This window comes from Thalassospira sp., assembly GCF_030690045.1.
Taxonomy (GTDB): Bacteria; Pseudomonadota; Alphaproteobacteria; order Rhodospirillales; family Thalassospiraceae; genus Thalassospira.
In genome coordinates this window covers 132,329-157,516 of sequence record NZ_JAUYHK010000021.1, presented here as the reverse complement: position 1 = coordinate 157,516, position 25,188 = coordinate 132,329, and the positions used below count along the sequence as shown (strand labels likewise).

General features: G+C 54.5%; 27 protein-coding genes and 1 tRNA gene. 12 read left to right on the top strand and 16 right to left on the bottom strand.

Features of this window, described 5'->3' with window-relative positions; all coding sequences use genetic code 11:
• The first annotated feature begins 445 nt into the window (after positions 1-445).
• Positions 446-1,210, top strand: a complete 765-nt coding sequence (locus tag Q8O73_RS18045) for a hypothetical protein (protein ID WP_305559591.1) — start codon at positions 446-448, stop codon at positions 1,208-1,210.
• 86 nt (positions 1,211-1,296) lie between these two features.
• On the opposite strand, the gene Q8O73_RS18040 is transcribed toward Q8O73_RS18045, so the two are convergent.
• Both Q8O73_RS18040 and fliN read right to left on the bottom strand, forming a co-directional pair.
• Complete coding sequence (locus Q8O73_RS18040) at positions 1,297-1,737, bottom strand: hypothetical protein (protein WP_305559590.1); 441 nt, start codon at positions 1,735-1,737, stop codon at positions 1,297-1,299.
• A gap of 142 nt (positions 1,738-1,879) precedes the next feature.
• Positions 1,880-2,185: a flagellar motor switch protein FliN gene (gene fliN / locus Q8O73_RS18035; RefSeq protein ID WP_305559589.1), complete on the bottom strand. Its 306-nt coding sequence runs from the start codon at positions 2,183-2,185 to the stop codon at positions 1,880-1,882.
• Between the two features lie 179 nt (positions 2,186-2,364).
• Here fliN and Q8O73_RS18030 point away from each other — a divergent pair, with 179 nt between their 5' ends.
• The gene (locus Q8O73_RS18030) at positions 2,365-3,468 is read left to right on the top strand and encodes a PLP-dependent cysteine synthase family protein (RefSeq protein WP_305559588.1); all 1,104 of its coding nucleotides are present in this window, start codon (positions 2,365-2,367) and stop codon (positions 3,466-3,468) included.
• Positions 3,469-3,543: 75 nt separating this feature from the next.
• On the opposite strand, the gene Q8O73_RS18025 is transcribed toward Q8O73_RS18030, so the two are convergent.
• Entirely contained in the window at positions 3,544-4,023 is a 480-nt protein-coding gene (locus tag Q8O73_RS18025) for an Hsp20/alpha crystallin family protein (RefSeq protein WP_305559587.1), read from the bottom strand.
• A 273-nt stretch (positions 4,024-4,296) separates the two neighbouring features.
• Between Q8O73_RS18025 and Q8O73_RS18020 the strand changes: the two genes are divergently transcribed.
• Entirely contained in the window at positions 4,297-5,397 is a 1,101-nt protein-coding gene (locus Q8O73_RS18020; protein ID WP_305559586.1) for an NADH:flavin oxidoreductase/NADH oxidase, read from the top strand.
• Between the two features lie 71 nt (positions 5,398-5,468).
• On the opposite strand, the gene groL is transcribed toward Q8O73_RS18020, so the two are convergent.
• From groL to Q8O73_RS17995, 5 genes are all read right to left on the bottom strand, one after another.
• Positions 5,469-7,124, bottom strand: a complete 1,656-nt coding sequence (gene groL, locus Q8O73_RS18015; RefSeq protein WP_305559777.1) for a chaperonin GroEL — start codon at positions 7,122-7,124, stop codon at positions 5,469-5,471.
• Between the two features lie 55 nt (positions 7,125-7,179).
• Positions 7,180-7,467, bottom strand: a complete 288-nt coding sequence (gene groES / locus Q8O73_RS18010; protein WP_305559585.1) for a co-chaperone GroES — start codon at positions 7,465-7,467, stop codon at positions 7,180-7,182.
• 314 nt (positions 7,468-7,781) lie between these two features.
• Entirely contained in the window at positions 7,782-9,170 is a 1,389-nt protein-coding gene (locus Q8O73_RS18005) for an NAD(P)-binding domain-containing protein (protein ID WP_305559584.1), read from the bottom strand.
• 60 nt (positions 9,171-9,230) lie between these two features.
• Positions 9,231-9,566, bottom strand: a complete 336-nt coding sequence (locus Q8O73_RS18000) for a helix-turn-helix transcriptional regulator (RefSeq protein ID WP_305559583.1) — start codon at positions 9,564-9,566, stop codon at positions 9,231-9,233.
• Positions 9,567-9,709: 143 nt separating this feature from the next.
• The gene (locus Q8O73_RS17995) at positions 9,710-11,179 is read right to left on the bottom strand and encodes a hypothetical protein (RefSeq protein ID WP_305559582.1); all 1,470 of its coding nucleotides are present in this window, start codon (positions 11,177-11,179) and stop codon (positions 9,710-9,712) included.
• A 192-nt stretch (positions 11,180-11,371) separates the two neighbouring features.
• Here Q8O73_RS17995 and Q8O73_RS17990 point away from each other — a divergent pair, with 192 nt between their 5' ends.
• Positions 11,372-12,184 carry a cobalt-precorrin-6A reductase gene (locus Q8O73_RS17990; protein WP_305559581.1) on the top strand — a complete coding sequence of 271 codons (813 nt, stop codon included), beginning with the start codon at positions 11,372-11,374 and terminating at the stop codon, positions 12,182-12,184.
• Here the strand turns inward: Q8O73_RS17990 and Q8O73_RS17985 are convergent, their stop codons facing one another.
• Both Q8O73_RS17985 and cobF read right to left on the bottom strand, forming a co-directional pair.
• Positions 12,185-12,817, bottom strand: coding sequence for a precorrin-8X methylmutase (locus Q8O73_RS17985; RefSeq protein ID WP_305559776.1), 633 nt, complete (start codon positions 12,815-12,817; stop codon positions 12,185-12,187). It abuts the gene before it with no gap.
• Positions 12,804-13,583, bottom strand: coding sequence for a precorrin-6A synthase (deacetylating) (gene cobF / locus Q8O73_RS17980; RefSeq protein ID WP_305559580.1), 780 nt, complete (start codon positions 13,581-13,583; stop codon positions 12,804-12,806). Before cobF ends, Q8O73_RS17985 begins: the two co-directional genes overlap by 14 nt.
• A gap of 152 nt (positions 13,584-13,735) precedes the next feature.
• Between cobF and Q8O73_RS17975 the strand changes: the two genes are divergently transcribed.
• Positions 13,736-14,158: a GNAT family N-acetyltransferase gene (locus tag Q8O73_RS17975; protein ID WP_305559579.1), complete on the top strand. Its 423-nt coding sequence runs from the start codon at positions 13,736-13,738 to the stop codon at positions 14,156-14,158.
• A gap of 25 nt (positions 14,159-14,183) precedes the next feature.
• Here the strand turns inward: Q8O73_RS17975 and Q8O73_RS17970 are convergent, their stop codons facing one another.
• The 4 genes from Q8O73_RS17970 to glmU all read right to left on the bottom strand — a co-directional run bounded on the left by Q8O73_RS17970 (position 14,184) and on the right by glmU (position 18,405).
• Complete coding sequence (locus tag Q8O73_RS17970; RefSeq protein ID WP_305559578.1) at positions 14,184-14,573, bottom strand: 4-oxalocrotonate tautomerase family protein; 390 nt, start codon at positions 14,571-14,573, stop codon at positions 14,184-14,186.
• Positions 14,574-14,622: 49 nt separating this feature from the next.
• Positions 14,623-15,039: a MarR family winged helix-turn-helix transcriptional regulator gene (locus Q8O73_RS17965; RefSeq protein ID WP_305559577.1), complete on the bottom strand. Its 417-nt coding sequence runs from the start codon at positions 15,037-15,039 to the stop codon at positions 14,623-14,625.
• Between the two features lie 133 nt (positions 15,040-15,172).
• Positions 15,173-16,996 carry a glutamine--fructose-6-phosphate transaminase (isomerizing) gene (gene glmS, locus Q8O73_RS17960; protein WP_305559576.1) on the bottom strand — a complete coding sequence of 608 codons (1,824 nt, stop codon included), beginning with the start codon at positions 16,994-16,996 and terminating at the stop codon, positions 15,173-15,175.
• 53 nt (positions 16,997-17,049) lie between these two features.
• Positions 17,050-18,405 (bottom strand): bifunctional UDP-N-acetylglucosamine diphosphorylase/glucosamine-1-phosphate N-acetyltransferase GlmU, encoded by a 1,356-nt coding sequence (gene glmU / locus Q8O73_RS17955; protein ID WP_305559575.1) that lies wholly within the window; start codon positions 18,403-18,405, stop codon positions 17,050-17,052.
• A gap of 198 nt (positions 18,406-18,603) precedes the next feature.
• Here glmU and Q8O73_RS17950 point away from each other — a divergent pair, with 198 nt between their 5' ends.
• Positions 18,604-19,287 (top strand): HAD family hydrolase, encoded by a 684-nt coding sequence (locus Q8O73_RS17950; RefSeq protein ID WP_305559574.1) that lies wholly within the window; start codon positions 18,604-18,606, stop codon positions 19,285-19,287.
• A gap of 88 nt (positions 19,288-19,375) precedes the next feature.
• Positions 19,376-19,452, top strand: a tRNA-Val gene (locus tag Q8O73_RS17945).
• Positions 19,453-19,482: 30 nt separating this feature from the next.
• Here the strand turns inward: Q8O73_RS17945 and Q8O73_RS17940 are convergent.
• On the bottom strand, positions 19,483-19,863 hold the full coding sequence (locus Q8O73_RS17940) for a helix-turn-helix domain-containing protein (protein ID WP_305559573.1): 381 nt from the start codon (positions 19,861-19,863) through the stop codon (positions 19,483-19,485).
• Positions 19,864-19,921: 58 nt separating this feature from the next.
• Here Q8O73_RS17940 and Q8O73_RS17935 point away from each other — a divergent pair, with 58 nt between their 5' ends.
• The 3 genes from Q8O73_RS17935 (at position 19,922) to Q8O73_RS17925 (ending at position 21,922) form a co-directional block, all read left to right on the top strand.
• The gene (locus tag Q8O73_RS17935; protein WP_305559572.1) at positions 19,922-20,245 is read left to right on the top strand and encodes a nuclear transport factor 2 family protein; all 324 of its coding nucleotides are present in this window, start codon (positions 19,922-19,924) and stop codon (positions 20,243-20,245) included.
• Complete coding sequence (locus Q8O73_RS17930) at positions 20,245-21,015, top strand: SDR family oxidoreductase (RefSeq protein ID WP_305559571.1); 771 nt, start codon at positions 20,245-20,247, stop codon at positions 21,013-21,015. The genes Q8O73_RS17935 and Q8O73_RS17930 overlap by 1 nt, the downstream gene beginning before the upstream one ends.
• Positions 21,016-21,223: 208 nt before the next feature.
• Positions 21,224-21,922, top strand: a complete 699-nt coding sequence (locus Q8O73_RS17925) for a class I SAM-dependent methyltransferase (RefSeq protein ID WP_305559570.1) — start codon at positions 21,224-21,226, stop codon at positions 21,920-21,922.
• Positions 21,923-21,944: 22 nt separating this feature from the next.
• On the opposite strand, the gene Q8O73_RS17920 is transcribed toward Q8O73_RS17925, so the two are convergent.
• A complete protein-coding gene (locus Q8O73_RS17920) occupies positions 21,945-23,063 on the bottom strand; it encodes a Gfo/Idh/MocA family protein (RefSeq protein ID WP_305559569.1) in 1,119 nt (372 codons plus the stop codon).
• Between the two features lie 97 nt (positions 23,064-23,160).
• Here Q8O73_RS17920 and Q8O73_RS17915 point away from each other — a divergent pair, with 97 nt between their 5' ends.
• Positions 23,161-23,985 carry a MurR/RpiR family transcriptional regulator gene (locus Q8O73_RS17915; RefSeq protein ID WP_305559568.1) on the top strand — a complete coding sequence of 275 codons (825 nt, stop codon included), beginning with the start codon at positions 23,161-23,163 and terminating at the stop codon, positions 23,983-23,985.
• Positions 23,986-24,164: 179 nt separating this feature from the next.
• Positions 24,165-25,106: a sugar ABC transporter substrate-binding protein gene (locus Q8O73_RS17910; RefSeq protein WP_305559567.1), complete on the top strand. Its 942-nt coding sequence runs from the start codon at positions 24,165-24,167 to the stop codon at positions 25,104-25,106.
• Positions 25,107-25,188: the final 82 nt, after the last annotated feature.

Genomic DNA, 25,188 nt, shown 5'->3' with positions numbered 1-25,188 from the left:
ATCCCCTCACTTGCCCTGCGCCCGATGGCCGCACGGCAATATGTTTTAATCAGATCTCTGACGGGGGCGACCCGTTCGCTTTGGTCCTTGCCGGACTCCTCAATAACAGGGGAAATCCCGCAACAGACCCGCGATTTTATGGGTTCGCGCCCGCATCCCAATGCCGTTTATGCGATTGTTATGCCCACTCCATACCGCTTTGCAAACACAATATGTGGTATGAATGACTAAAATTCCGTCAATTGATTGTATCAGTTTCGTTACGATCCCTGATCCTCAATGATTCGCACCCTATGGCTTTTTTGCAACTTTCTCCGTCAAGTCAAACTTTGCAAAATCTTCGCCCCGACAAAGCCCCTTCCCCCGCAACAATCCCGCGCAGTCGCCTCACAAACAGGCAGTCCGGTCCGTCATGTATAGCCACAAGCACGAAAGGATCTGACAGATGGCGACGGAAACGATAAACGGGGCGACCGTTCTGATCGAAAATATTGATCTGGAAAATTCCGGAACAACCCAGAAGATACATTGTACAAATTCTGCCGATGATTTCTGGAAACTCATGCCGGAAAAGAAAGTCCGCTTTATGTGGATTCCACCGGACCTGAAGAGAAATGCCGACACCAGTTCGGAACCCCTGATCGCATGGCGGGGGGACACACGGCCCCCGGACACAATTTTTGCCAATGGATTTCGTCCCCGTGGGACAAACCCAAGTACGGTTGCAATCATATATCGTACCGTCCAGCAGGATATTGCTCATTACACAGCCGTCTGTCTTTCCGGCACAATATCAATCGGTGCATTGTTTCCACCACTGGTTCCCGGTATCGCATCACCACCCGATGAAACCTGGATATATGGTGTTCGTCTGCGTGGTTACTGGTGCCCAACGCACACCATTCAGCAGGAAATTGCCACCCACCGCAAACTCAGCGCCAGCGACGGGGCACAAATGGCTGCCCAAAATCTGTATGCCAAGGAACTCTGCACTCTCAAGGTCGATCAGGGCGATGTCTTGTGTGCTATTCGCGTCAGCCGTGCATGGGCTGGCGCAGGATATGAAACGGGTGGAACCTTTTCCTATCTGGAACTTCGTACAAATAACTTTGTCAAAACCGACAACAAGCCCATCGTGAAAAAAATCACGGATTGGTGGACGAATAAAGGGATGCAAGGCAAAACGAAACAGCTTGCGAAACCGGCCTGAAACAGCTTTCCGTTCTGATCGAATTGAAAAGACAAAGGCCGGTGCAGCAAATAATCGCCACCGGCCTCTGATCTGTAAGAAAACGATCAGGCAAACTGGGCATCTTCACTCAACGCCTGTTCAAATCCGTCGGCAAGCTGGTCATAGCCAGCATCCCCGCTATTTGATGGTGTCAGTTGTGCCGCAATCCCGGCCAGATCACTCAACAGCTTTTGATCACGCTGTTCCTGACTTGCTGTTTTTTGTCTCCATTGTGGCTGATCAATCGCCGCCTGACCGGAAACCCAGACGGCATCCTCATCCGACAGCTTTACCGCAATTTGCCGACCGATCATCAGAGCTCCGGAAATCTGTGTTACGGCATCGGCGGCCGATGTTTTGCCGCTATCCACAGCATCACAAATGCCGCTGATCCGTGTGGCGATTGCACATAAACTGTTGATCTGGCTACTTGTACGAAACGCACCAACATTTGCCTGATAGGCCGATGCATAATCGTTCACCAATCCGCCAAGAATGCTTGTCATGCCCTTGTCTCCCGCGTCTGAACCAAAACCTTGTTCAAGGACGTTCGCGGAAACCTGCTGTGATGTCTTGCACCGGTTTTCGGGCCGAAACCATGTCAGAAATGGTCCGACACAATCAAAGGCGGTTTGTCATTCCAGGAAATTAATGGTGGGTTTCGACAACCATGCCCGATTTGATCACTTCGGTGATGGTCACGCCCAACCGGTCATCGACCACGACCAGTTCACCGCGCGCCACCAGCCGGTTATTGACGTAAATATCCACCGGCTCACCCACCTTGCGGTCCAGTTCCAGAACGGCCCCACGGGTCAGACGCATCAATTGCGATACCTTGATCTGACTTTTGCCAATCACGGTCGAAACGCGGACCGGAATGTCATATGCCGCACCAATGGAGCTTGCCCCGTGGCGTTTTGAAAAAGGATCGTCGTGTTTGTCGTCTGCCATTCTCGACCGCCTGATTGATCAAACCTTACTATGGCACATTTTGGCACAGGGGCACTGAAAAAATCGTTAGCAGGATAATTTCCATCAAATTCCTGTATTTTAGGCTTTATCCTGCCGGTGAAATCCTGATATTTCTGCCCTCAACCTTAATCGCATCTTTCATATAATCAGGATTTCCCATGCCACATGATCGCCTATGGGTCGCCGACGCCATCGCCCGCATCGAGGCGGATTTCACCCGTTCTGCCGACACCCATCTGATCAAGCTGGATTTGCCGTCGTTGGGCGGCATTGGGCTTTATCTGAAAGATGAGTCTACCCATCCCAGTGGCAGCCTGAAACACCGCCTTGCCCGGTCGCTGTTTTTATACGGCTTGTGCAATGGCTGGATAGGCAAAGACACCCCGATTATCGAGGCATCAAGCGGATCAACCGCCGTGTCCGAGGCCTATTTTGCCCGGTTGCTGGGATTGCGCTTTATCGCCGTAATGCCCAAAACCACATCGGCGCAAAAAATTGCCCAGATCGCCTTTTATGGCGGCGAAAGTCATCTGGTCGATCATGGTGATCAGATTTATGCCGAATCCCGCCGTCTGGCCGACGAACTGGGCGGCCATTATATGGACCAGTTCACCTATGCCGAACGCGCCACCGACTGGCGCGGCAACAACAATATCGCCGAAAGCATTTTCGAGCAGATGAGCCGCGAGGCGCACCCGGTTCCCAAATGGCTGGTGGTCGGGGCCGGCACCGGCGGTACGTCATCGACTGTTGGCCGTTATATCCGTTATAGCCGCAATCTGGCATCCGATTGCCGTCTGTGCGTTGCCGATCCCGAAAATTCGGTCTTTTACGATTCCTTTGCCACCGGCGACCGCGAGATTACCGGCAATTGTGGATCGCGGGTTGAGGGCATTGGCCGCCCGCGGGTTGAACCCTCCTTTAATGCGCGCGTGGTTGATCACATGATCCGCGTACCCGATGCCGCCAGTTTCGCCGCCCTGCATTATCTGGAAAAACATCTGGGACGGCGATGCGGCGGATCAACCGGTACCAATCTGATTGCCACCTTGCATCTGATCACACAAATGAAACAGGCAGGCGACAGCGGATCGGTCGTTACCTTGCTATGTGATGGCGGGGAACGGTATCGCGATACCTATTACAATCCCGACTGGATCAAAAAACAGGCATTGGACCTTACCCCGTGGCTGGCCGCCTTGGAACGGTTCGATCAGGATGGTGTGTTTGACATGAAACTGGAATGCCATGACGGGATTTGAGCCAAACCAGGTTATGAGCACAAAAAACGGGCGGAAATTTCCGCCCGTTCCTGTTCTGTGTGATGCCCGACGAGATTAACCGTTAACGGCAATTTTGCGCGGTTCGGGTTTGATTTCTGCAATTTTCGGAAGCGTCAGAACCAAAACCCCCTTGTCAAATTTGGCCGCAATATTGTCGGCATCGACATTTTCCGGCAAACGGAACGACCGTTTAAAACTACCATAACGCCGTTCAACGATCCGCGCCCCTTCGTCACTTTCGCGGGTGGATTTCTTTTCACCCGTGACGGTCAGAACGCCCTCGAATACCGACACATCAATGTCCTTTTCATCGACACCGGGCAATTCTGCCGCGACTTCGATAAAATCGGCTGTTTCATGGACATCAATACGGGGATTGAGGAATTTTTCGGCGGTTTCAGGTGCCACATCCTGCCCCAAAATCGACCCCAGAACACGATTCATATCGCGGCCCAAAATCGCAAACGGATCCGCATATACCGGAACCCCGGCAAGACGACGCGATGCACCATTAAAAGTCTGAAGACCAGTCATAATTACCCTCCATAAGACAGGCAGTTCTTGCGCTTTTGGTCCAGCCAGGCTGCAACCCTTGCGCGTTCAAGATCACCATGATCTTTCAAACCAACAGATAGATCGGCGGTCAAATTTCGCAAGCACCCCGGATAAAATTTTCTGATTTTTTATCCTGTCGGTTTTGCACTGCAACACATCTGGCGCAACGCCCGCTTTATCACTACCTTGTTTTCATATGTATGGTCGCTCTGCCTGTTGCGGGTGGCCTTCTCCAATCTGCAAGGATCGTTAATGAGCCAGTTATTCTCGCCCCTCTCGCTAGGCAAATTGTCGCTTGAGAATCGTATTGTTATCGCCCCGATGTGCCAATATTCCGCCGATCATGGCAAAACCACCGACTGGCACAGCATCCATCTGGGCAATCTGGCATTGTCTGGCGCGGGCCTGCTGATCATCGAGGCCACGGCAATTGAACCCGAAGGTCGCATTACCTATGGCGATGTTGGCCTGTGGGATGACGAAACCGAAGCCGCCCTTGCCAAAACATTATCGGTCGTGCGTGGCCAATCCCCAATGCCGATCGCCATTCAGCTTGCCCATGCCGGACGCAAGGCCTCGTGCCATGTGCCGTGGGATGGGGGCCGTGCGATTGCCCCTGATGATAGCAAAGGTTGGCAGGTGGTCGCACCATCCGCCGAACCGTTTATTCAGGGGGACCCAATCCCCGAAGCCCTCAGCCATCACCGCATCGCTGAAATTGTTGAAGGCTTTGCAACGGCCGCCCGCCGGTCAGACCGGCTGGGTCTGGATGCCATCGAAATTCATGCGGCACACGGATATCTGTTACATCAGTTCCTGTCACCGCATTCCAACCGGCGTAACGATGAGTATGGCGGATCACTTGAAAACCGTATGCGTTTGACGCTTGCGGTGTTTGATGCCGTGCGTGCCGCCTTTGATGCCAACAAACCGGTCGGCGTGCGAATTTCCGCCAGAGACTGGGTCGAAGGCGGATGGGATATCGACCAAAGTGTCGTTCTGGCGCAGGAATTGAAAAAGCGCGGTTGCGATTTTATCCATGTGTCGTCGGGCGGTCTGCATGTCGATCAGAAAATTCCGCTGGGCCCCAATTATCAGGTGCCGTTTGCCGACCGCATCAAACGCGAAACGGGCATGACCACCATTGCGGTCGGCCTGATTACCGAGGCAGAACAGGCCGAAGCAATTGTTTTCACCGGGCAGGCCGATGCCATCGCACTGGCGCGGGGTATTTTGTATGACCCGCGCTGGCCGTGGCATGCCGCCGCCACGCTGGGTGCACAGGTTCGTGCCGCCAACCAGTATCTGCGCTGCCAGCCGCGTGCCTTGAAATCCCTGTTCAAAAACGGCTGATCCTCAAAATCCAAAAGGGCCCCGCATTTCTGCGAGGCCCTTCTTTTTGGAAGATGTCGGACGGGTGAGGCTTAGAAGCCCATACCACCCATACCGCCCATACCGCCCATGCCACCCATGTCAGGCGCGCCGCCACCGGATTTTTCTTCCGGCTTGTCAGCGATCATGCATTCGGTGGTGATCAAAAGCCCGGCGATCGATGCGGCGTCCTGAAGTGCGGTACGCACAACTTTGGCCGGGTCGATGATGCCCGCTTTGACCAGATTGGTGTATTCACCCTTCTGGGCGTCAAAACCAAATTCGATGTCGTCCTGTTCCAGCAACTTGCCAGCAACAACCGCACCGTCAACGCCCGCATTCTGGGCGATCTGGCGGCAAGGTGCCTGAAGGGCGCGACGCACGATTTCAACACCAACGGTCTGGTCGTTGTTTTCGCCGGTCAGACCTGCAAGCGCACGGGTTGCGTACAGCAGAGCCGTACCGCCACCAGCAACGATGCCTTCTTCAACAGCAGCGCGGGTTGCGTGCAGGGCGTCGTCAACGCGATCCTTGCGTTCCTTGACTTCGCTTTCGGTCGCACCGCCAACCTTGATCACCGCAACACCGCCAGCGAGTTTCGCCAGACGTTCCTGCAGTTTTTCACGGTCGTAATCAGAGGTGGTTTCTTCGATCTGACCACGGATCTGACCAACGCGGGCTTCGATCTGCGATTTTTCACCAGAACCATCAATGATGGTGGTTTCCTCTTTGGTGATCATGATCGTTTTGGCAGTACCGAGCATATCCAGCGTGACGCTTTCAAGCTTGATGCCAAGATCTTCGGAGACAACCTGACCGCCCGACAGAACGGCGATGTCTTCGAGCATCGCCTTGCGACGATCACCAAAGCCCGGTGCCTTGACAGCAGCAATTTTCAGGCCGCCGCGCAGCTTGTTGACAACCAGAGTTGCCAAGGCTTCGCCTTCAACGTCTTCGGCAATGATCAGAAGCGGCTTGCCCGACTGGACGACAGCTTCGAGCAACGGCAGCATCGGCTGAAGCGACGAAACCTTTTTGTCGAACAACAGGATGTAAGGATTGTCGAGTTCGACAACCATCTTTTCCGGGTTGGTCACGAAGTACGGCGACAGATAGCCGCGGTCGAACTGCATGCCTTCGACAACTTCAAGTTCGGTATTCAGGCCTTTGGCTTCTTCGACGGTGATGACACCTTCGTTGCCAACGCGCTCCATGGCTTCGGCAATCATGTCGCCAACTTCGCGATCACCATTGGCCGAAATGTTGCCAACCTGGGCAATTTCGGATTTGTCCGAAACTTTGCGTGCACGGCTTTTGATGGTTTCGATCACTTTGGCAGTTGCCAGATCGATACCGCGCTTCAGGTCCATCGGGTTCATGCCCGCTGCAACGGCCTTGTTGCCTTCGCGGACAATCGCCTGGGCCAGAACCGTTGCGGTCGTGGTGCCGTCGCCTGCCAGATCGGCAGTTTTCGAGGCAACTTCACGCACCATCTGGGCGCCCATGTTTTCAAACTTGTCTGAAAGTTCGATTTCCTTGGCAACCGTCACACCGTCTTTGGTGATCCGCGGTGCGCCAAAGGATTTTTCGATGACAACGTTACGGCCTTTCGGGCCAAGCGTTACCTTGACGGCATCAGCAAGGATATCAACGCCGCGCAGCATCTTGGCGCGGGCGTCGGTGGAAAACTTTACTTCTTTAGCCATGATATTCTTTCCTCTCTACGAGACGGATGAACAGGAACAAAGCACCCGAAAGGGCTGCTTATTCCGTGATGCCCATGATGTCGGATTCTTTCATGATCAACAGCTCTTCGCCGTCAACCTTGACTTCGGTGCCTGACCATTTGCCAAACAGGACCTTGTCGCCTGCCTTGACATCAAGCGCGACCAGCGAGCCATCTTCCTTGCGGATGCCAGAACCAACGGCAATGACTTCACCTTCCTGCGGCTTTTCCTTGGCGGTGTCCGGAATAATAATGCCACCAGCAGTCTTCTGGCTGGATTCGACGCGACGTACAAGAACGCGGTCATGTAACGGACGGAACTTCATTTTCGACAACTCCGTAAAAATCTTGGGCTCAAATCTAAAACTAACCGGGATGAGCCCGTATTAGCACTCACCCCAGGCGAGTGCTAACAGCATGTATGGGAATGGAGGAAAATTGTCAATAACAATGAGGGTAAAGACGCAAAATGGTCATAATTGCTGCGGGGTTGACGTAAATAGCCAAATCGTCGGACATCCGCGCATTTAGGCAGAACTCCCGGCCCCGGCAAGGGCTATATCGGAAAAATGCAGTTCCAAACGATACAAGCCGGGCTCCTTGCGGTTCCCGGCTTGCCGTCATTTCGCGTTATCGGCTTTCAGCCACAACAGGTTTTGGCAACCGGTGCCGAATCACAACCACATCCGTCCTTGCCCGCCTTCTTTGCCGTAGCATCGGCAACGCAACAGGCTACTACCCCGGTTGGGGCCGGGCCACCACAACATCCTTCTGATGCCGTTTCGCCTGCCACATCCTGCGCCCCCTTACAAACGCCGGTTTCCGGCAGAACAAGCTGAACCTGCCGGGCGGCCAGATGATCGCCCGCCAGTTCAGCCACGATGGAGCGCACCTGCTCATACCCGGTTGCCATCAAAAAGGTTGGCGCACGGCCATAGGATTTTGACCCGGCAATGAAAAACCCGGTTTCGGGATGTTGCAATTCAACTACCCCATGCGGTGGCACCGTGCCGCAACTGTGTAAACGCGGATCAATCATCGGCGCCAGTTTGGTCGGAGCTTCGACCACCGGGTCCAGCGACAGGTGCAAATCTTGCAACAAGGACAAATCGGGTCGGAAACCGGTTGAAACCACAACCCGGTCCGCAAGGATTTCCATCGCCCTGCCCTTTAGCATCACATCAAGGCGCAACTGGTCATCCGGGGCCGCAGAAACCTTATACACTTCCAGTGGAGCCAGCAGGCGCAAGGCTCCGCTGGTAATCGCCCGCTTGGCGGCGAGGCCCAGTTCACCGCGCGCCGGAAGCTGGTCATTCAGGCCACCACCCAGAAGCTTTTCAAAATTATCATGGCGTAGTCCCCACGAGACCCGGGTTTCCGGAGCATCTTTCTGGACTTGCAACAAAGCCAGCACAATATTCATCGCCGAATGACCACTGCCGATTACCAGAGTATGTTTGCTAACATATTGCCCGCGCAACATCCCGGCCACATCGGGCAGGCCATAGGCAATTTTCCCGGAAAGTGCCGCCTCGCCCGGTACAAGATTGCCGTCAATCCCCATCGGATTCGGACAATCCCATGTACCCGATGCGTCAATCACCGCCCGCGCCATCAGGTTTTTTTCCGCCCCGTCGGCACCCCGATGGCGCAAGGAAAACGGCCCGTCAGCTATATGACGGGTAACGGCCATCACGGCCCGGCCATAGCGAATATGCGGTGCAATCGCCGGATGGCTGGCCAGTGGCTCCAGGTAATCCGACACAATTTCCGCCCCGGTCGGCAAAGCATCTTCATCGGGTGTCTGCCAGCCGGTTGTACCCAATAATTTTCGCGCCGCCCGGTCAATGATGAGCGACCACGGCGAAAACACCCGCACATGTCCCCATGCCCGCAGTGATTGCGCCACCTGTGGCCCGCGCTCCAGAATAACCGCCGATAGGCCATAACTGGCACACTGGGCGGCGGCAGCCAGTCCGACCGGACCAGCCCCGATGATTGCGACGGGAAGTTCACTGTTACTTGCCATTTCCTTATCCTTCGATATTTCCAGTATTATCGAAATTTAACCGTAAAAAAAATGCTTTGATCAGGCTGTTGCCTTGCCGTTGTTCGATGCACAAATGCGGTCGCCACATCCGGCATCAAGGCAACATTCATCAACCAGAAACCCGACCAGCCCATCCATCGCCGTATAATTGGCCCGACAGATCAGGGTGGTGCCCTGTCGTTCCTGTGTCATCAGGCCTGCCGCAATCAGCCGTTTGCAATGATGAGACAGGGTCGATGACGGAATATCCAGTTTCTCCTGAAGCCCCCCCACCGGCACCCCGCCCAGCCCGGCCCGTACCAAGGCACGGTACAAACGCAAGCGCGTCGGATTCCCCAAAGATTCAAGTTGCGAGGCGGCTATTTCGATGTTCATGGAATAACTTTGCTGCGGCCCGGAAAAAGAGTCAATTCCTATTTCGATCATTATCGAAATATAAATCCAGTCTGACATCAATCTGTGTTTGCGGCCACAAACTGCTCATGGGAATGGCAATCGATTTTCATCAATATCTTCGGTTATTGCCCGTATAAAGTAAAATACCGGCCAACCAGACCCACCTCGTCAAAATGCCGCTTTCCGACAAAGGCCGTTGGATGATGGCCCCATTGTCGCATGGCGCCCGGCCTTTCGATTCCCATCGGCCACAAAATCATCCATTCCAGCCGGTCTGTACCGGCAATAAAACCATCCGAACCATAAAGACTACGCACGCCTCGCCCATCAGGAAGCATCAACCGGGTAAGGTCACGCTCAGGCCGCAAAGACATGGACGCTCCCAAAATACCCGCACCGGAAGTTTCACCATCATCGGCCACCGTAACCGCCAGAAGATAATGGCTGATGGTATCGATCCAGATGACGGGCCGCTGCCCGTGGCCAAGGCTCAGGATTCCTGCGGGCATTTCCGCAGTTTCGCTGATCGTTGTATCTTCGGGCGCGGCAATGCGTTGCAGGTGTTGTGTCGGGAAAAACAAATGATAACAACCGCATGAATGAATGCTGTCAAACAGCAGCGGTTCCCCATTTTGATCCAGTGTCACCCGCCAGATGATTCCGTCAAATTTCCCGGCCAGAATATCGACAATGCCTTGTGCCGGCCGCGACGAAAACCAGATGGTGTACACAATTTGCGGCAACCACACCCCATCCAGCCAAGTATGACTGAATCGGTAAAAAACCGTCGGTTGCTGCATATCAATGTCGGCAATCGCCGGATCCCCTATCCAGACAGGAGCCCCGATCCGGTCATAATCTCCCCTCACATTAATGCGATATACTGGCGCATAGATACGGGCCAATGCTTCAAGCTGGGGGGCTGTCGGATGCAAAAGACCAAAACTGTCGCGACCGGTTTCCAAAAGTAGATCGGACCGAGAATCGACAGCATCCTCAGGCACAACGCGCCAATCCTGCCACTCCCCAAGAGCAAGAAGATCAATCCGTGGCTTTTTGAATGTTTGAAAGTTGGCAGACTTCCAGGATTCATACCCACGATGCACCCCGATTGCCGTCATCGGATACATCCCGGCAATACGCTGAAAATCAAGATAATTCGAGGGCACAAACACCGCCTTGGCGAGGTCAGGATAAGCCGCCTCTGGCAAATCATCGACCAAACGACCGGCACAGTTTTCAACCGCAACCATATCGAAGTCGGCCTTTAACGCCGCCATTTCACCTGATCGGGCATCACGGTCAAGTCCACGCATTTGCGCAATCCAGTCACGCCATAAATCCGGGCTGTCTGGCATGCCATCGGCATCTGCATCAAGTTGATCCTTTAACGCCACCGATATCCGGTTGGCGCGTAAAAAAGGATATCCCGCAACCGGGGTTGCTTCGGCGTTGACCACCCCTGCATCTACCGTGCGCCAATCATATGCCGCCAACAACGCCCGGCACGACGGTAAATTTTCCGTCGCACGGGGAATTTCCGGTGGCATCCCCGCACATGCCGCCAGCATCAAAACCGGCAATATTGCCATTTTTCCCATCAATAAATGTAAAAATCGCAATCTGTGAAACCTTTACTGACTGGGCGTGCAAGGCCGTAAAGCTGATCACAAAACATATCAAACCCGGACATTGCCTTATAGCATATTCACCAAAAACCGGAATTTCCTTCAACATTGGCCGGTTTCAAGTTTGTCAGACACTTGCCTTGGTCAGAATGGCAGATGCAGCTATACAGTCTGGATCATCCAAACCAGTGGATCATTCTGATGCCCTCATTCTCCGGCCTTCCTAACATCCTGATCCTTGGCGGCACGGCGGATGGGCGGATATTGGCAAACCGGCTGGCGGCAACCGGGCACTTTGACGTGACCCTGTCCCTTGCTGGCCGGACCGAACATCCGGCCCAGCCAGACGACGCCGTGCAGCTACGCCGTGGCGGGTTTGGTGGTGCCACCGGGTTGGCCGACTGGGTGCGTACTCATAATATTGATCTTCTGATTGATGCCACCCACCCCTTTGCCGCCAACATTACCACCCACGCCGCACAGGCCGCCCAGCAAACCGGCATTCCCGGATTTGCCATCCGTCGTCTGGCATGGGAAAAGCAAGATGGGGATTGCTGGCATTCTGCTCAAAATATGACGGAAGCCACCGGTCTTTTAGGGGATACGCCGCGCCGGGTGCTCCTGGCCATCGGGCGACAGGAAATCGCCGCCTTTGCCAAGGCCCCCCATCATCATTATGTGATCCGCAGTGTTGACCCGGTCAGCCTGCCTGCATCCTTGCAAAATGCCATCTGCATTACCGCACGTGGCCCGTTTGACGTGGTGCAGGAAACAAATCTTTTGTGCGATCACCGCATCGGGGTGATTGTCTGTAAAAACAGTGGCGGTACTGCGACCTATGGGAAAATCGCCGCAGCACGGGCACTGGGCATTGACGTGATCATGATCGAACGCCCGAAAACCAACGGGCTAGCAACCGTCAGCACCATCGAAGATGCCCTGCGCCGGATCGACGGTGTGCTGGGGTGATTACAGGCCGGGCCGGGACAGCGCATTTACCGTTGCCGCCGTCATTGCACTCCCCCCCATGCGACCACGCACAATGGCAAAAGGCACACCATAAGATTCTGCGGCCAGGGCATCCTTGGATTCTGCCGCCCCGACAAATCCGACCGGCATCCCGATGATCGCGGCCGGTTTGGGCGCACCATCGCGGATCAGTTCCAGCAACTGAAACAACGCGGTTGGCGCGTTGCCAATCGCCACCACCGCCCCCGCCATACGCGCCCCCCATAAATGCAGGGCGGCGGCGGATCGCGTTGTGTACAGTTTTGAAGCCAACGCCGGGGTTTTGGGGTCACGCAGGGTGCAAATCACCTCGTTTTGCACCGGAAGCCGGGCGCGGATGATGCCATGCGCCACCATTTCAGCATCGCACAGGATCGGCGCACCGGCCATCAGGGCGGCCCGCGCCATCGCGACAAAACCGGGTGAAAACACAAAATGGCGGGCGGCTTCGACCAGACCGCAGGCATGGATCATCCGAATGGCAATGTCAGCTTCATCGGGACCAAAGCCGGACAAATCCGCCTCGGCGCGGATGATGGCAAAGGATTGGGTATAAATCGCATCACCATCGCGGATATACTCATATGTCGTCATCATCGCGGCCCTGTTTGCGCAGCAGATAGCTATCCATGATCCAGCCATGCCGGATACGGGCTTCGGCGCGCACGCGGGTAATCTCATCGGCGACATCGCCCAGTTTTCCGGCAATCATGATTTCGGCATCGGTCCCAACATAAGCGCCCCAGAAAATCTCCATTTCCGGGTCAATATTGGCAAAGGCATTGCGGGAATCCAGCATGACAATCGTGGTTTCACCGTCACCTCCCAGATCATCCCCAAGCCGCCGCCCGGTGGTGATCCGCACCGGCCCGCCAATATCGTTTAACGGAATGCGATGACGGGCGGCCAGCGCCTGAATACTGGTGATACCGGGAATGACATCATATTCTATCGCAACATTTCCGCGTGCGACAATGCGTTCCACCACCCGGATTGTGCTGTCATATAATCCCGGATCGCCCCAAACCAGAATGGCGGCACTTTGCCCATCCGCAACATGGCTGGTCAGAAGATTTTCATAAATTTCTGCCAGTTGCCCATGCCAGTCGCCCACCGCCATACGATAGGCCGCAGCAGCATCCTTGCCCGCACGATCCGGCACGATAAATTCAATTTCCGGCTTGGCCTTTCCCGTGACGAAACGCTGGCAGATATCACGACGGATATCGACCAACATGCGTTTGTCATCCCCCTTAACCGGGATGAACAACATATCGGCGCGGTTCAGGGCATCAATCGCCTGAACCGTCATATGATCGGGGTTTCCCGCCCCGATCCCGATGATCAATATCTGTTTCATGTCAGGTCCGTGATACCGGAAGCATAATCTTGTGACGGTATAGTCGATCAAAGCGGCGCTGTCTGCACCCTATGGCCACCAGATGATTGACAGGCAATATGATTAAATTTTAATTATTCATAATCAGCCTGCTGTCTTGCAAAGGAAGTTCCATGTCACCTTCGGAATATGAACTGATCGTCGAAACGCCGACGGTGGCAGATTATTGCCGCTTGCGGCGCGATACGGGACTCAGCCCCAAAACAGAACAGGCCGCAACCATCGGCCTTGCCGCCAGTCTTTATGCCGTGCAAATCCGCCATAACCGCGAAATTGTCGGTATGGGACGGGTAGTGGGCGATGGCGGATGTTTCTTTCAGATCGTCGATATGGCGGTTGACCCGGCCCATCAGGGCAAGGGACTTGGCAAACGCATCATGACCGCCCTGATCGACTGGCTAACAATCCATGCGCCCCAATCGGCCTATATCAGCCTGATCGCCGATGGCGACGCCCGGTACCTGTATGCGCAATTCGGTTTTGCGCCAACCACACCAAAATCGATTGGTATGTATCTGAAACGAACCGGGGCGTGATCCCGGTCCGCGCCAGAAAACCGGTTTATTGGTGATAACGGAATTCTTGCGTTTCACCACCATACCCATAGGAAGTTGCCCGGACATCCTCCACATGGACATAACTTTTGGCGTGCAGATTTCCCAAAATGCGATTGAACCCGGCGAAGGCTTCTCGAATGTAGTGCGCCTTTTCAGCCTTTGTGTTGGTCTCATCGGTAATCTTGATATCAAAATAGAAGCTGTTTTGCCCGGTATCCGCCAGCGTCTCTCCGCCCACAAACCAGCTATCGGGATCGATATACTCAATCGTGATCGCCGTATCCTCTGCCTTTTTGCCCAGAATACGACCGGTGATATCCATCAGCAACGCAACGATTTCCTCGCTCTGCTCGGCAGATTTACGGCCACTGACTTTAACTTTCAAAATCGGCATTCTGATCTCCATTTAATTAGCTATGCAACTATTTACCCAAATGAAACCGTTACCCGATAGCAGAACCAATCATGCGCAACGCTGCAACGGTTTCCCGAAATTCGTCCGGGCCAATCTTTTCCTGTATCTTCTGCGTCACTCTTGCGCTGGCCTCGTTAATCTCCTGTGCAATCGCAAGAGCCTGTTCCGATGGGCTCAGCTCAAAGCTGCGTCCGTCCACATCGGCCTGACTGCGCAGGACAAAGCCCATTTTGATCAACCCTTCCACCGTACGCGAACATGTCGCCTTGGCAATATTCATCACCGATGCCAAGTCGGTATGACTGATCGGGGCCTTTGCCAGAATGACCCGCAGCATAAAGGCCTGCGCAGGCGTTAAGCCATAAGGCTTGAAAACGCGCCCCCATTCCCGCTCCAGCATACGGGCCAGCGATGTCGTGTTGAAATAAAGACATTGTTCAAACATCGGGGAACCATATCCAGATTTAGTTAGCTATGCAATCATTAATTTCCGCGCCTTCTTCCGGATAAGGAAAGGGCCGCATGCGATTTATGCGACCCTGCCTTTATGGCTATACTTGTCCCGTCCTGAAACCGGCTTATTCCACCGTCACCGATTTCGCAAGATTGCGCGGCTGGTCAACATCGGTGCCCTTATGCACCGCAACGTGATAGGCCAGCATCTGCACCGGGATGGTATAAAGGATCGGGGCGACAAAATCGGCGACTTTCGGCAATTCGATGGTGGCCGATGCCATATCGCCCAGCTTCGCAAGTCCTTCGGCATCCGACAGGAAAATCACCCGCCCGCCGCGTGCGGCCGCTTCCTGCATGTTCGATGCGGTTTTTTCAAACAATTCATCGGACGGCGCAATCACAATGATCGGCACCGATTGGTCAATCAGGGCAATCGGCCCGTGTTTCATCTCGCCAGCGGCATAGCCTTCGGCATGGATATAGGAAATTTCCTTGAGCTTGAGCGCCCCTTCCATCGCAATCGGATAGCCAAGCCCGCGCCCGAGAAACAGCACATCACGGGCATCGGCAATATTGATCGCCAGTTCGCGGATCGCATCATCATGATGCAGGACCTCGGCGGCATGTTTGGGGATTTCGGTCAGGGCATTGACGATGGCGGATTCTTCATCCTTTGACAGCGTGCCGTTATCGCGCCCGATGGTAACGGCCAGACACGCCAGAACGGTTAATTGCGTGGTAAAGGCCTTGGTCGAGGCAACGCCTATTTCCGGTCCGGCACAGGTCAGAAGCACCACATCGCTTTCACGCGCAATCGTGCTTTCGGTGACATTGACGATGGAAACAATTTTCTGGCCTTTGGATTTGGCGTAGCGCAAGGCTTCGAGGGTATCAAGGGTTTCGCCAGACTGTGAAATAAACAGCGCCACCCCGCCCTGTGCCATCGGCGGGCGGCGATAGCGGAATTCCGATGCCACATCCACATCAACCCCCAACCCGGCATAACGTTCGATCCAGTGTTTGGCGACCAGACCGGCATAAAAGGACGTGCCACAGGCCACAATCGTCAAGCGCGACGCATCGGCAAAGGAAAACGGCATATCGGGCAGTTTGATGGTTCGGGTTGCCGGATTGATGAAGGAATGCAGGGTATCGCCAATCACCGCAGGCTGTTCAAAAATTTCCTTTTGCATGAAATGATTGTAATTGCCCTTGCCCATCATCGCCCCTGACACGGCGGACAATTTGGTTGCGCGGGTCACATCATTGTCACGTTCATCGCGGACCTGCACGCCATCGCGGCGCAGTTCCACCCAATCGCCTTCTTCCAGATAAATCAGTTTGTTGGTCAGATGCGACAGGGCCATCGCATCCGATCCCAAATACATTTCCCCCTCGCCCAGACCGACGGCAAGCGGCGTGCCCCGACGTGCGCCAAACAGCACGTCATGTTCCCCGGCCACCATGATCACAAGGGCAAAGGCCCCCTCGATCCGGTGCAGGGTGGCGGCAACGGCATCACGCGGCGATTTGCCCTGATCAATGAAATCGGACACCAGATGCACCACCACTTCGGTATCGGTATCGGTGGCAAATGTGCGGCCCTTGGCCGTCAGTTCGGCCTTGAGAATTTGAAAATTTTCAATGATGCCGTTATGGACCACGGCAACCTTGCCATCGGTGTGGGGATGGGCGTTGTTTTCGGTTGGAACGCCGTGGGTGGCCCAGCGGGTATGACCAATACCGACATCCCCTGCCAGCGGCTGTTCCCCCAGACGGATGCCAAGATTGACCAGCTTGCCTTCGGCGCGGCGGCGGTCGATATGGCCATTGACCAGTGTGGCGATCCCGGCGGAATCATATCCGCGATATTCAAGGCGTTTCAGCCCTTCATAAATGCGTTCGCTGACACTGTTCTTGCCGATAATTCCGATAATGCCGCACATATGTTCCGTCTTTCCCGATGAATATTCCGATGCAAAATCCTTTATGCATCCTGTTATTTTTTGGCTTTCAGGGCCTTCATTTTCGCCCGGAAACGGGCCGCCCATCCGGGTTTTTCAATTTGTGGCGCACGTTCCATCACCAGGGCATCAGATGCCACTACCCCGCTGATCGTGCTGCCCGCCGCGACAATCGCGCCATCGCCAATGGTGACGGGTGCAACCAGTGCAGAATTGGAGCCAATAAACGCCCCGGCCCCGATATCAGTGTGACTTTTCAAAAAACCATTATAATTGCAGGTAATGGTGCCCGCCCCGATATTGGCATCCGCCCCGATTCTGGCATCGCCGATATAGCTGAGATGATTGACCTTGGCCCCGGCTTCGACCACAGCGTTTTTGATTTCAACAAAATTACCGATCCGCGCCGCCGGGCCAATATCAGCCCCCGGCCGCAGACGGGCATATGGCCCGATATCGGCATTTGCCGCGACAACACAGCTTTCCAGATGGCTGAACGCCTTGATCTTCACATGATCGCCAACAACCACCCCCGGCCCGAACACCACGTGCGGTTCAACCACCACATCGCGGCCCAGCCGGGTATCGGCCGATAAAAACACCGATGTCGGATCAATCAGGGTGGCCCCGTTTTCCATCACCCGCGCGCGTAACCGGTCCTGCATGATGGCTTCGGCATCGGCCAGTTGCTGGCGGGAATTCACCCCCAGCGTTTCCTGTTCATCCACCGCAATCGCAACACACCGCCCGCCGCAGGTCCGCGCCACCGCCACCGCATCGGTCAGGTAATATTCGCCCTTGGCATTGTCATTGCCGATAGCCTCAAGGATCGCAATCACATCGCGGGCAGCAAAACACATCACGCCGGAATTGCAAAAATTGATGCGCTTTTGAGCTTCATCGCATTCTTTTTCCTCGACGATTTCGGTCAGATCGCCGCTGACCGAATCAATCACCAGCCGCCCGTAACCGGTCGGGTCCAACGCTCGGAATCCCAGAACAGCAACGCTACAATCGCCGTCTTCCCGCGCCGCAATCAAACGCTGCAAGGTTGTACGGGTGAAAAGCGGGCTGTCACCATACAGCACAATCATATTGCCACCGGTTTCCTGAGCCTTTTCCAAGGCGGGCTTTGCCGCCAGAACCGCGTGCGCCGTGCCCAGGCGGTCGGTTTGCTCAAATGTCGGATGAGGGGCAACCGCCGCCTTCAGGGCATCCATATCCGGCCCGACCACCACAAGGGTTTGTTGCGCCGCAAGGGTCTCTGCCGCATCAATCACATGATTGACCATCGGCTTGCCCGCCACTTTATGCATGACTTTGGGCAAATCGCTTTTCATCCGCGTGCCCATACCGGCGGCAAGAACAACAACACTTAGCGGTCGCGACATCTGACTTCCCTTAATCGTCCCGAAGATTTACGGGATATTACCTTTGACTGCACTCCTAACCCAAAAGATCGCAGCGCAAAAGCCCCCAAAGAATCACGTTTTGTTACCTGATGTTAGCGTATGTTACCGTTTGTTAATCGCCGATAATCGGTTAAGGTCCGATAAATTCAATCCCGCCTGCGACACAAGGACGGCATCATGGCAAAATTCATTCTGTTTGATCTTGACGGCACACTGATTGATGGCGTCGAGGATCTGGTTTTTGCGATGAACAAAGTCCTCGCCCGTCAGAATCTTGCCGCCATTGATCGCCCGGCACTCGAAGCCATGCTGGGTGACGGGGTGCGAATGCTGACACGCCGCGCCCTTGCGGCACGCAATGTCACCCTGCCCAAGGATGATTTTGAAGCGGCTTGCGATCAGTTTCTGGCCGATTACAAGGATACCGACTATGCCCGCACCCGGCTTTATGACGGGGTGGCGGACACCTTGCGCCTTTTGCACCAGACGGGCTGGAATATTGGCCTGGCATCCAACAAGCCGACCGAACCTTGCGAACGCATTCTGGCAAAACTTGGCATTCGCGATCTGTTTGTAACTGTTGCCGGGGGGGATGCCGCCTCTGTCAAGAAACCCGATGGCGGGCATTTGCGCTTTGCCCTTGCCGCGATGGGTCATAACCCGGCCAGTGGCGATGTGGCCGTGATGGTTGGCGACCATGCCAATGATGTCGATGCCGCCCGCGATGCCGGGATTGCCGCCATCGCCGTGGCGTTCGAGGTGGAAGATGCTCGGGCAAAATCGCTGGGGGCCGATGCGGTCCTGACCGACTTCGCCACCCTGCCTGCGGCCCTTGCCAAATTGACGCAAAAGGCGGCTTGACACCCCTTGGGTGCGCCCTTATAACCCCGCGCTACCGACTGGCGATATCCCATATCGCCATCGCCGGGCACCAAATCGTGCGGGCATCGGGCGTATAGCTCAGCTGGTTAGAGCGTTCCCTTCACACGGGAGAGGTCACAAGTTCGAATCTTGTTACGCCCACCATTTTCCCCAACCCGCCCCGTGTGGCGGGTTTTAATTTGCCGTGATTCCCGGCTTTTGTTCTGCCCATGTCAAAAGAGAATCCAGCGTGGGGCACAAGGCCAATCCCCATTCCGTCAGGCGGTATTCCACCCGCGGCGGCACTTCAGGATACACGGTACGATGTACAAGTCCATCGGCCTCCAGCTGGCGCAGCTGCTGGGTCAGCATTTTTTGCGTAATAGCCGGAATTGCGCGTTCCAAATCTGAAAACCGCATTATTTGCTTATCGAATAGATGGAAAAGGATAAACAGCTTCCATTTTCCTTCCAGCACTTTCAGCGCCTCATCGACGCCCACCGCTGCTGTTACGGGCGTGTGTTTTTCATGATTGCCGGTTTTTTCTATACTTACTTTTTTGTGTGTACTTGTCATTTAGTGAGCATAAAATCATTATCGGGGGAAAGCAATTTAAATGAGGATACTATCAACTATGCAGAATTTACCCCCCGTTCTCGTCGCTTACTTTGATGCCGCAAACACGCAGAACGTTGACGCATTCGTGGCCTGTTTTACACCGGATGCCCAAGTCAAAGATGAAAACAGTATTCATCAGGGGCATGAGAATATTGCGATTTGGAATCGCGGCGTGAACAAAAAATACAATTGCATGCATGTTGTCAAAAGCTGGGATCAAACCAATGGCGGAGCGGATGCAGGGGTGGAAGTTTCCGGTACGTTTCCAGGAAGCCCTGTGAATTTGACATTCCGGTTTACACTGCTGGACGATAAAATCAGCGCGCTGGAGATTGGATAATGGAATTCAAGGGAAAACGATTTCTTGTGACAGGCGGCACAAAAGGCATCGGCGCAGCAATTGTAAACCATTTTGCCGCAGCAGGCGCGCATGTCATCACGTCCGCCCGCGCCGAGCCGTCCAACAAGCTGGCTTCTGTTTTTTATGCACAGGCCGATGTCAGCACGCCGGATGGATGCAATGCCTTGGTTGCCACTGTCATGGAGCACTGGGGTGACATCGACGGCATCGTACATGTCGTCGGAGGCAGTTCCACACCCGCAGGTGGCTTTGCTGTGTTAAGCGATGAAGAATGGCGCAGAGCCATTGATCAGAACCTTATGCCCGCCGTCAGGCTTGATCGCGCCTTGCTGCCCGTTATGATGGAGCAAGGCAAGGGTGCGATTATTCATATCAGTTCCATCCAGCGCATATTGCCGTTACATGAATCAACAATGGCCTATGCTGCCGCCAAGGCGGCGTTATCCAATTACAGCAAAGCACTTTCCAAGGAAGTTGGCCCTAAAGGCATTCGCGTGAACAGTATTGCTCCTGGCTGGGTACAAACCGAGGCCTCGGTCGCCATGGTGGAAAGACTGGCCGCCAGCGAAGGCAGCGATTTTGAAACGGCACGGCGAGGTTTGATGGACAGCTTGGGCGGAATCCCCATCGGACGCCCCGCATTCCCGAAAGAAGTGGCCGAGCTTGCAGCATTCCTGATGTCAGATCGGGCAGCATCCATCCATGGCGCGGAATATGTGATTGATGGCGGCACAATTCCCACGGTATAAAAAATCACAAAGCCATTTTATACATAATTACAATATCTTAACTGGCATTCAGAAAATCAGAAACAATACTCGAAATCCGCCATCATTTTCCTCCAACCCGCATCAATTTGCGGGTTTTTCTTTGCCTGCAATCAGATTCCTGTGATTTGATGCTTGATAAATTTACGCATTAAAATCCGTTTTGACAGCAAAAGGGAATTTTAAAGGCATGTCGAACAAGGCCGTATCCGAGTTTTTTGACAGCAAGGCATCGGAAACCTATGACGAGCGAAATCGAAAACTCTCCCCCATCAACAATAACCTGCATCTGCTGATCCGCCTGATTCTCAATGACCTGCCCGAAAATGCTCATATCCTGTGTGTCGGTGTTGGCACCGGATCAGAAATCGTTTCGCTGGCAGAAGCTTATCCGAAATGGCGTTTCACAGGTATCGATCCATCAACCTCGATGCTCGAAGCCTGCCGGGACAAAATCGAAAAACATGGCCTGACATCGCGTTGCGAACTGACCCATGGCTATCTGGCTTCTATTGACGAAAAGCAAAAATTTGATGCAATCCTGTGCCTTCTGGTCACCCATTTCGTGACCGATGACGCCGAACGACAGGCGATGTACACCGGCATGCATGCAAGATTGACGCAGGGCGGTTATCTTATTCATGCCGATATCAGTGACGATATGGCCTCGCCAGAATTTCGGAATATTCTGGAAAAATGGAAGGCGATGCACCGGTTCGCAGGTGCATCCGACGCAAGTCTGGAACATGTCGTAACGTCAATGGAAACCCATTTGTCCGTTCTGCCCAAGGCAACCATCGAGAATTTTCTGCGCAATGCGGGCTTTCCGATGCCGGTACAGTTCTTTCAATCACTTTTGATCCGCGCTTGGTATTCGCAGAAAATGTGAAAGCAGACAGACAATCACAGCATCACACAAAAACCCGTTTATCGCCGCGTGCCGCATCGGCCACAGCATGAATGACCTTTTCAAATTCAAGCGCAGCGGAAAAATCGGGATAAGGTTTGTCATTGCTGGCAATTGCCCGCAGGAAGCTGGCAGCCTCGATGACTTTCAGATCATTAAAGCCAAGCTGATGCCCCGGTGCCGGACAGAAATTGCCATAGGGTGGATGTTGCGGCCCGGCAAGGATGGTTTTAAAGCCCTGTTGTGCCGGATCGCCGCTGTTTTGGTAGAGGCGCAATTCGTTCATGCGTTCCTGATCAAAGCATAACATGCCCTGCGTGCCATGCACCTCCCACGCCAACCGGCTTTTGCGGCCCCAGGCGGAACGCGATGTCGAAAGGCTGCCCTGAAATCCCCCGGCGAATTTGACAAGTGCAGTCGCGATATCCTCGTTCTCCACCTTGGCCCGGCCACTGCCATCGGCCAGCGGGCGGGTTTCATGAACGGTTTGCATATCGGCAATCAGGCTGTCGATCGGGCCGACCAGACCATAGGCCATCGACACCAGATGACAGCCCATATCGCCCAGCGCGCCCAGACCGGCAGCAGCCAGCGTGCTGCGCCATGTCCAGGCCAGATCGGGATTGGCCTGATAATCCTCATCGACCCAGCCGCGAAAATGAATGACCTTGCCAATCGCCTCGTCGGCAATCAGGCGGCAGGCATGGGTAAAGGTCGGGTTATGAATATAATTATAACCAACCATGGTTTTCACCCCGGCCTTTTGCGCCGCATCGGCCATTTCGGTTGCCTGTTGCAAGGTCAGCGCCAATGGCTTTTCACAATAAACATGTTTGCCCGCCGCAATCGCCGCCAGTGCCATTTCATGATGCAACTGGTTCGGGGTTGTGATCGACACAATGTCAACCCGTGGATCAGACACCAGATCGCGCCAGTCATCGGTCGCCCGCGCAAAGCCAAATTGCGCCGCCATCTGGGCCGCCTTGTCGGACGGGGTATCGCACAAAACTTCCAGACGGACATCGGGCACATCCCCCATCACCGCCCGCACCGCACCAAAGGCCAGCGCATGCGCCTTGCCCATAAAACCCGTGCCGATCAGGCCAATACCGATGCTGTTCATTTCACTGGACTCCTTCCCCGGATCAAAATAGAATTTTTATTCTATAAAACGGATGCGCATGGAACAGACCGCGCGTCAAGAAAAATAAAGAGAGATCATGACACAGCAAAATGCGCCGGTATCGCTTGAGGAATTCAATCATCGTCTGGCCGAAGTTTCGGATTCCATGCCCAAAAGAGTGCGGCAATGTGCCGATTATATCGCGCATAATACCGACCGGATTGCGGTATCGACCGTCGCCGAACTGGCAACCGCTGCGGGCGTCCAACCCTCCGCCTTTATGCGGTTTTGCCAGATTTTGGGGTTTTCCGGTTTCAGCGAAATGCAAAAAATGTTTCGCGAAAACTATGCACAAAAATGGCCCGATTATGCGACGCGGCTGGATAATCTGAAAGCCGCCGGGGCCGATAGCCCGACTGCCCTTTTGGCCGAATTTGTCGAGGCCGGGCGTGTGTCGTTGGAAAATCTGGCAACATCGATTGACCCGGATTTGCTCGAACAGGCGGTCGATGTTCTGTCCCATGCACCGATGATCCATATCGTCGGATTCCGGCGCGCCTTTCCGGTGGCATCTTATCTGGGCTATGCCTTTGAAAAAATGGACATTCCCGCGATGTTACATGATGGCATCGGCAAACTGAACCCCCGCAACGCCATCCGGCCCGGCGATGTTTTGATCGCCATCACCTTTGCCCCCTATTCGCAGGAAACCGTCGATCTTGCCAGTTACGCGCAGGGACTCGGCAACACGGTTGTCGCGATTACCGACACCCCGACCAGCCCGTTACGCCGGACCGGGGCCTTGCCGCTGAGTGTTTCCGAGGTCGATGTCGGGGCATTTCGTGCCCTGTCCGCCACACTTTCCCTTGCGATTGCCCTTGCTGTGGCCATCGGGGCACGGCGTGAACGGAACGCTAAATAGAAAAAATTTGTTGCATTAAAAAATAAATGGAATAAAAATTCCATTCAACGGTACAAAAGGATCCTTACACTTTACTGCCGGATCAGGCGTCGCCTCAAAACCAAAAACGCCGGTCGCATTGCTCCACACGGTATCGCCCGCACAGGGCGCTGCATATCAAAGCCACTAGGGAGGCTAAATTGAAAAAGACACTTACCGCGATTGCCGCAGCCAGTATTGCCCTGACCGGGATGGTCGCACCTGCCGCCGCTGAAGGCGAAAAATTTGTTCTGATCAGCCACGCACCTGACAGTGACAGCTGGTGGAACACCATCAAAAACGCCATCAAGGTTGCAGGCGACCAGATGGATGTTTCCGTTGAATACCGCAATCCGGCCACTGGCGATCTTGCCGATATGGCCCGTATCGTCGAACAGACATCGGCCACCAATCCCGATGGCATCATTGTCACCATTGCCGATTTTAACGTTCTGCAAGGCCCGTTGCGCGATGCAGTTGACAAGGGTATTCCGGTGATCACCATCAATTCCGGCACTCAGGCGCAGTCCGAAGAACTGGGCGCACTGATGCATGTCGGTCAGCCGGAATATGATGCCGGTTTCGGTGCGGGCAAACGCGCCGCCGATGCCGGTGCAACATCGTTCCTGTGCGTTAATCACTACATCACCAACCCGGCGTCGGTTGAACGCTGCCAGGGCTTTGCCGATGCGCTGGGCACCGATCTGGACAACCAGATGATTGATGCCGGGCAGGACCCGTCGGAAATCCAGAACAAGGTCGCCGCCTATCTTTCCACCAACCCTGATACCGGTGCGGTTCTGGCACTGGGCCCGACATCGGCCCACCCGACCCTTGCCGCCCTGCGCGATGCCGGTCTGGCTGGCGAGATGATGTTTGGTACTTTCGACCTTTCCGGTGAAATCGCCACCGCCATCAAAAACGACGAAATTGCCTTTGCGATTGATCAGCAGCCCTATCTTCAGGGTTATATGCCGGTCGTGATCCTGACCAATCTTGTGCGCTATGGCGTGCTGCCGTCCGGCCACATGAATTCCGGTCCGGGCTTTATCACCAAAGACAATATCGCACTGGTCGAAAAATACGCGGGCGAATTCCGCTAAGTCTTCCTCCCGTCAGGGGGCGGTGCGCACGATGACAGCACCGCCCTCTGGCACCTTCATGCCCTAATCAAAGAGTGATGCC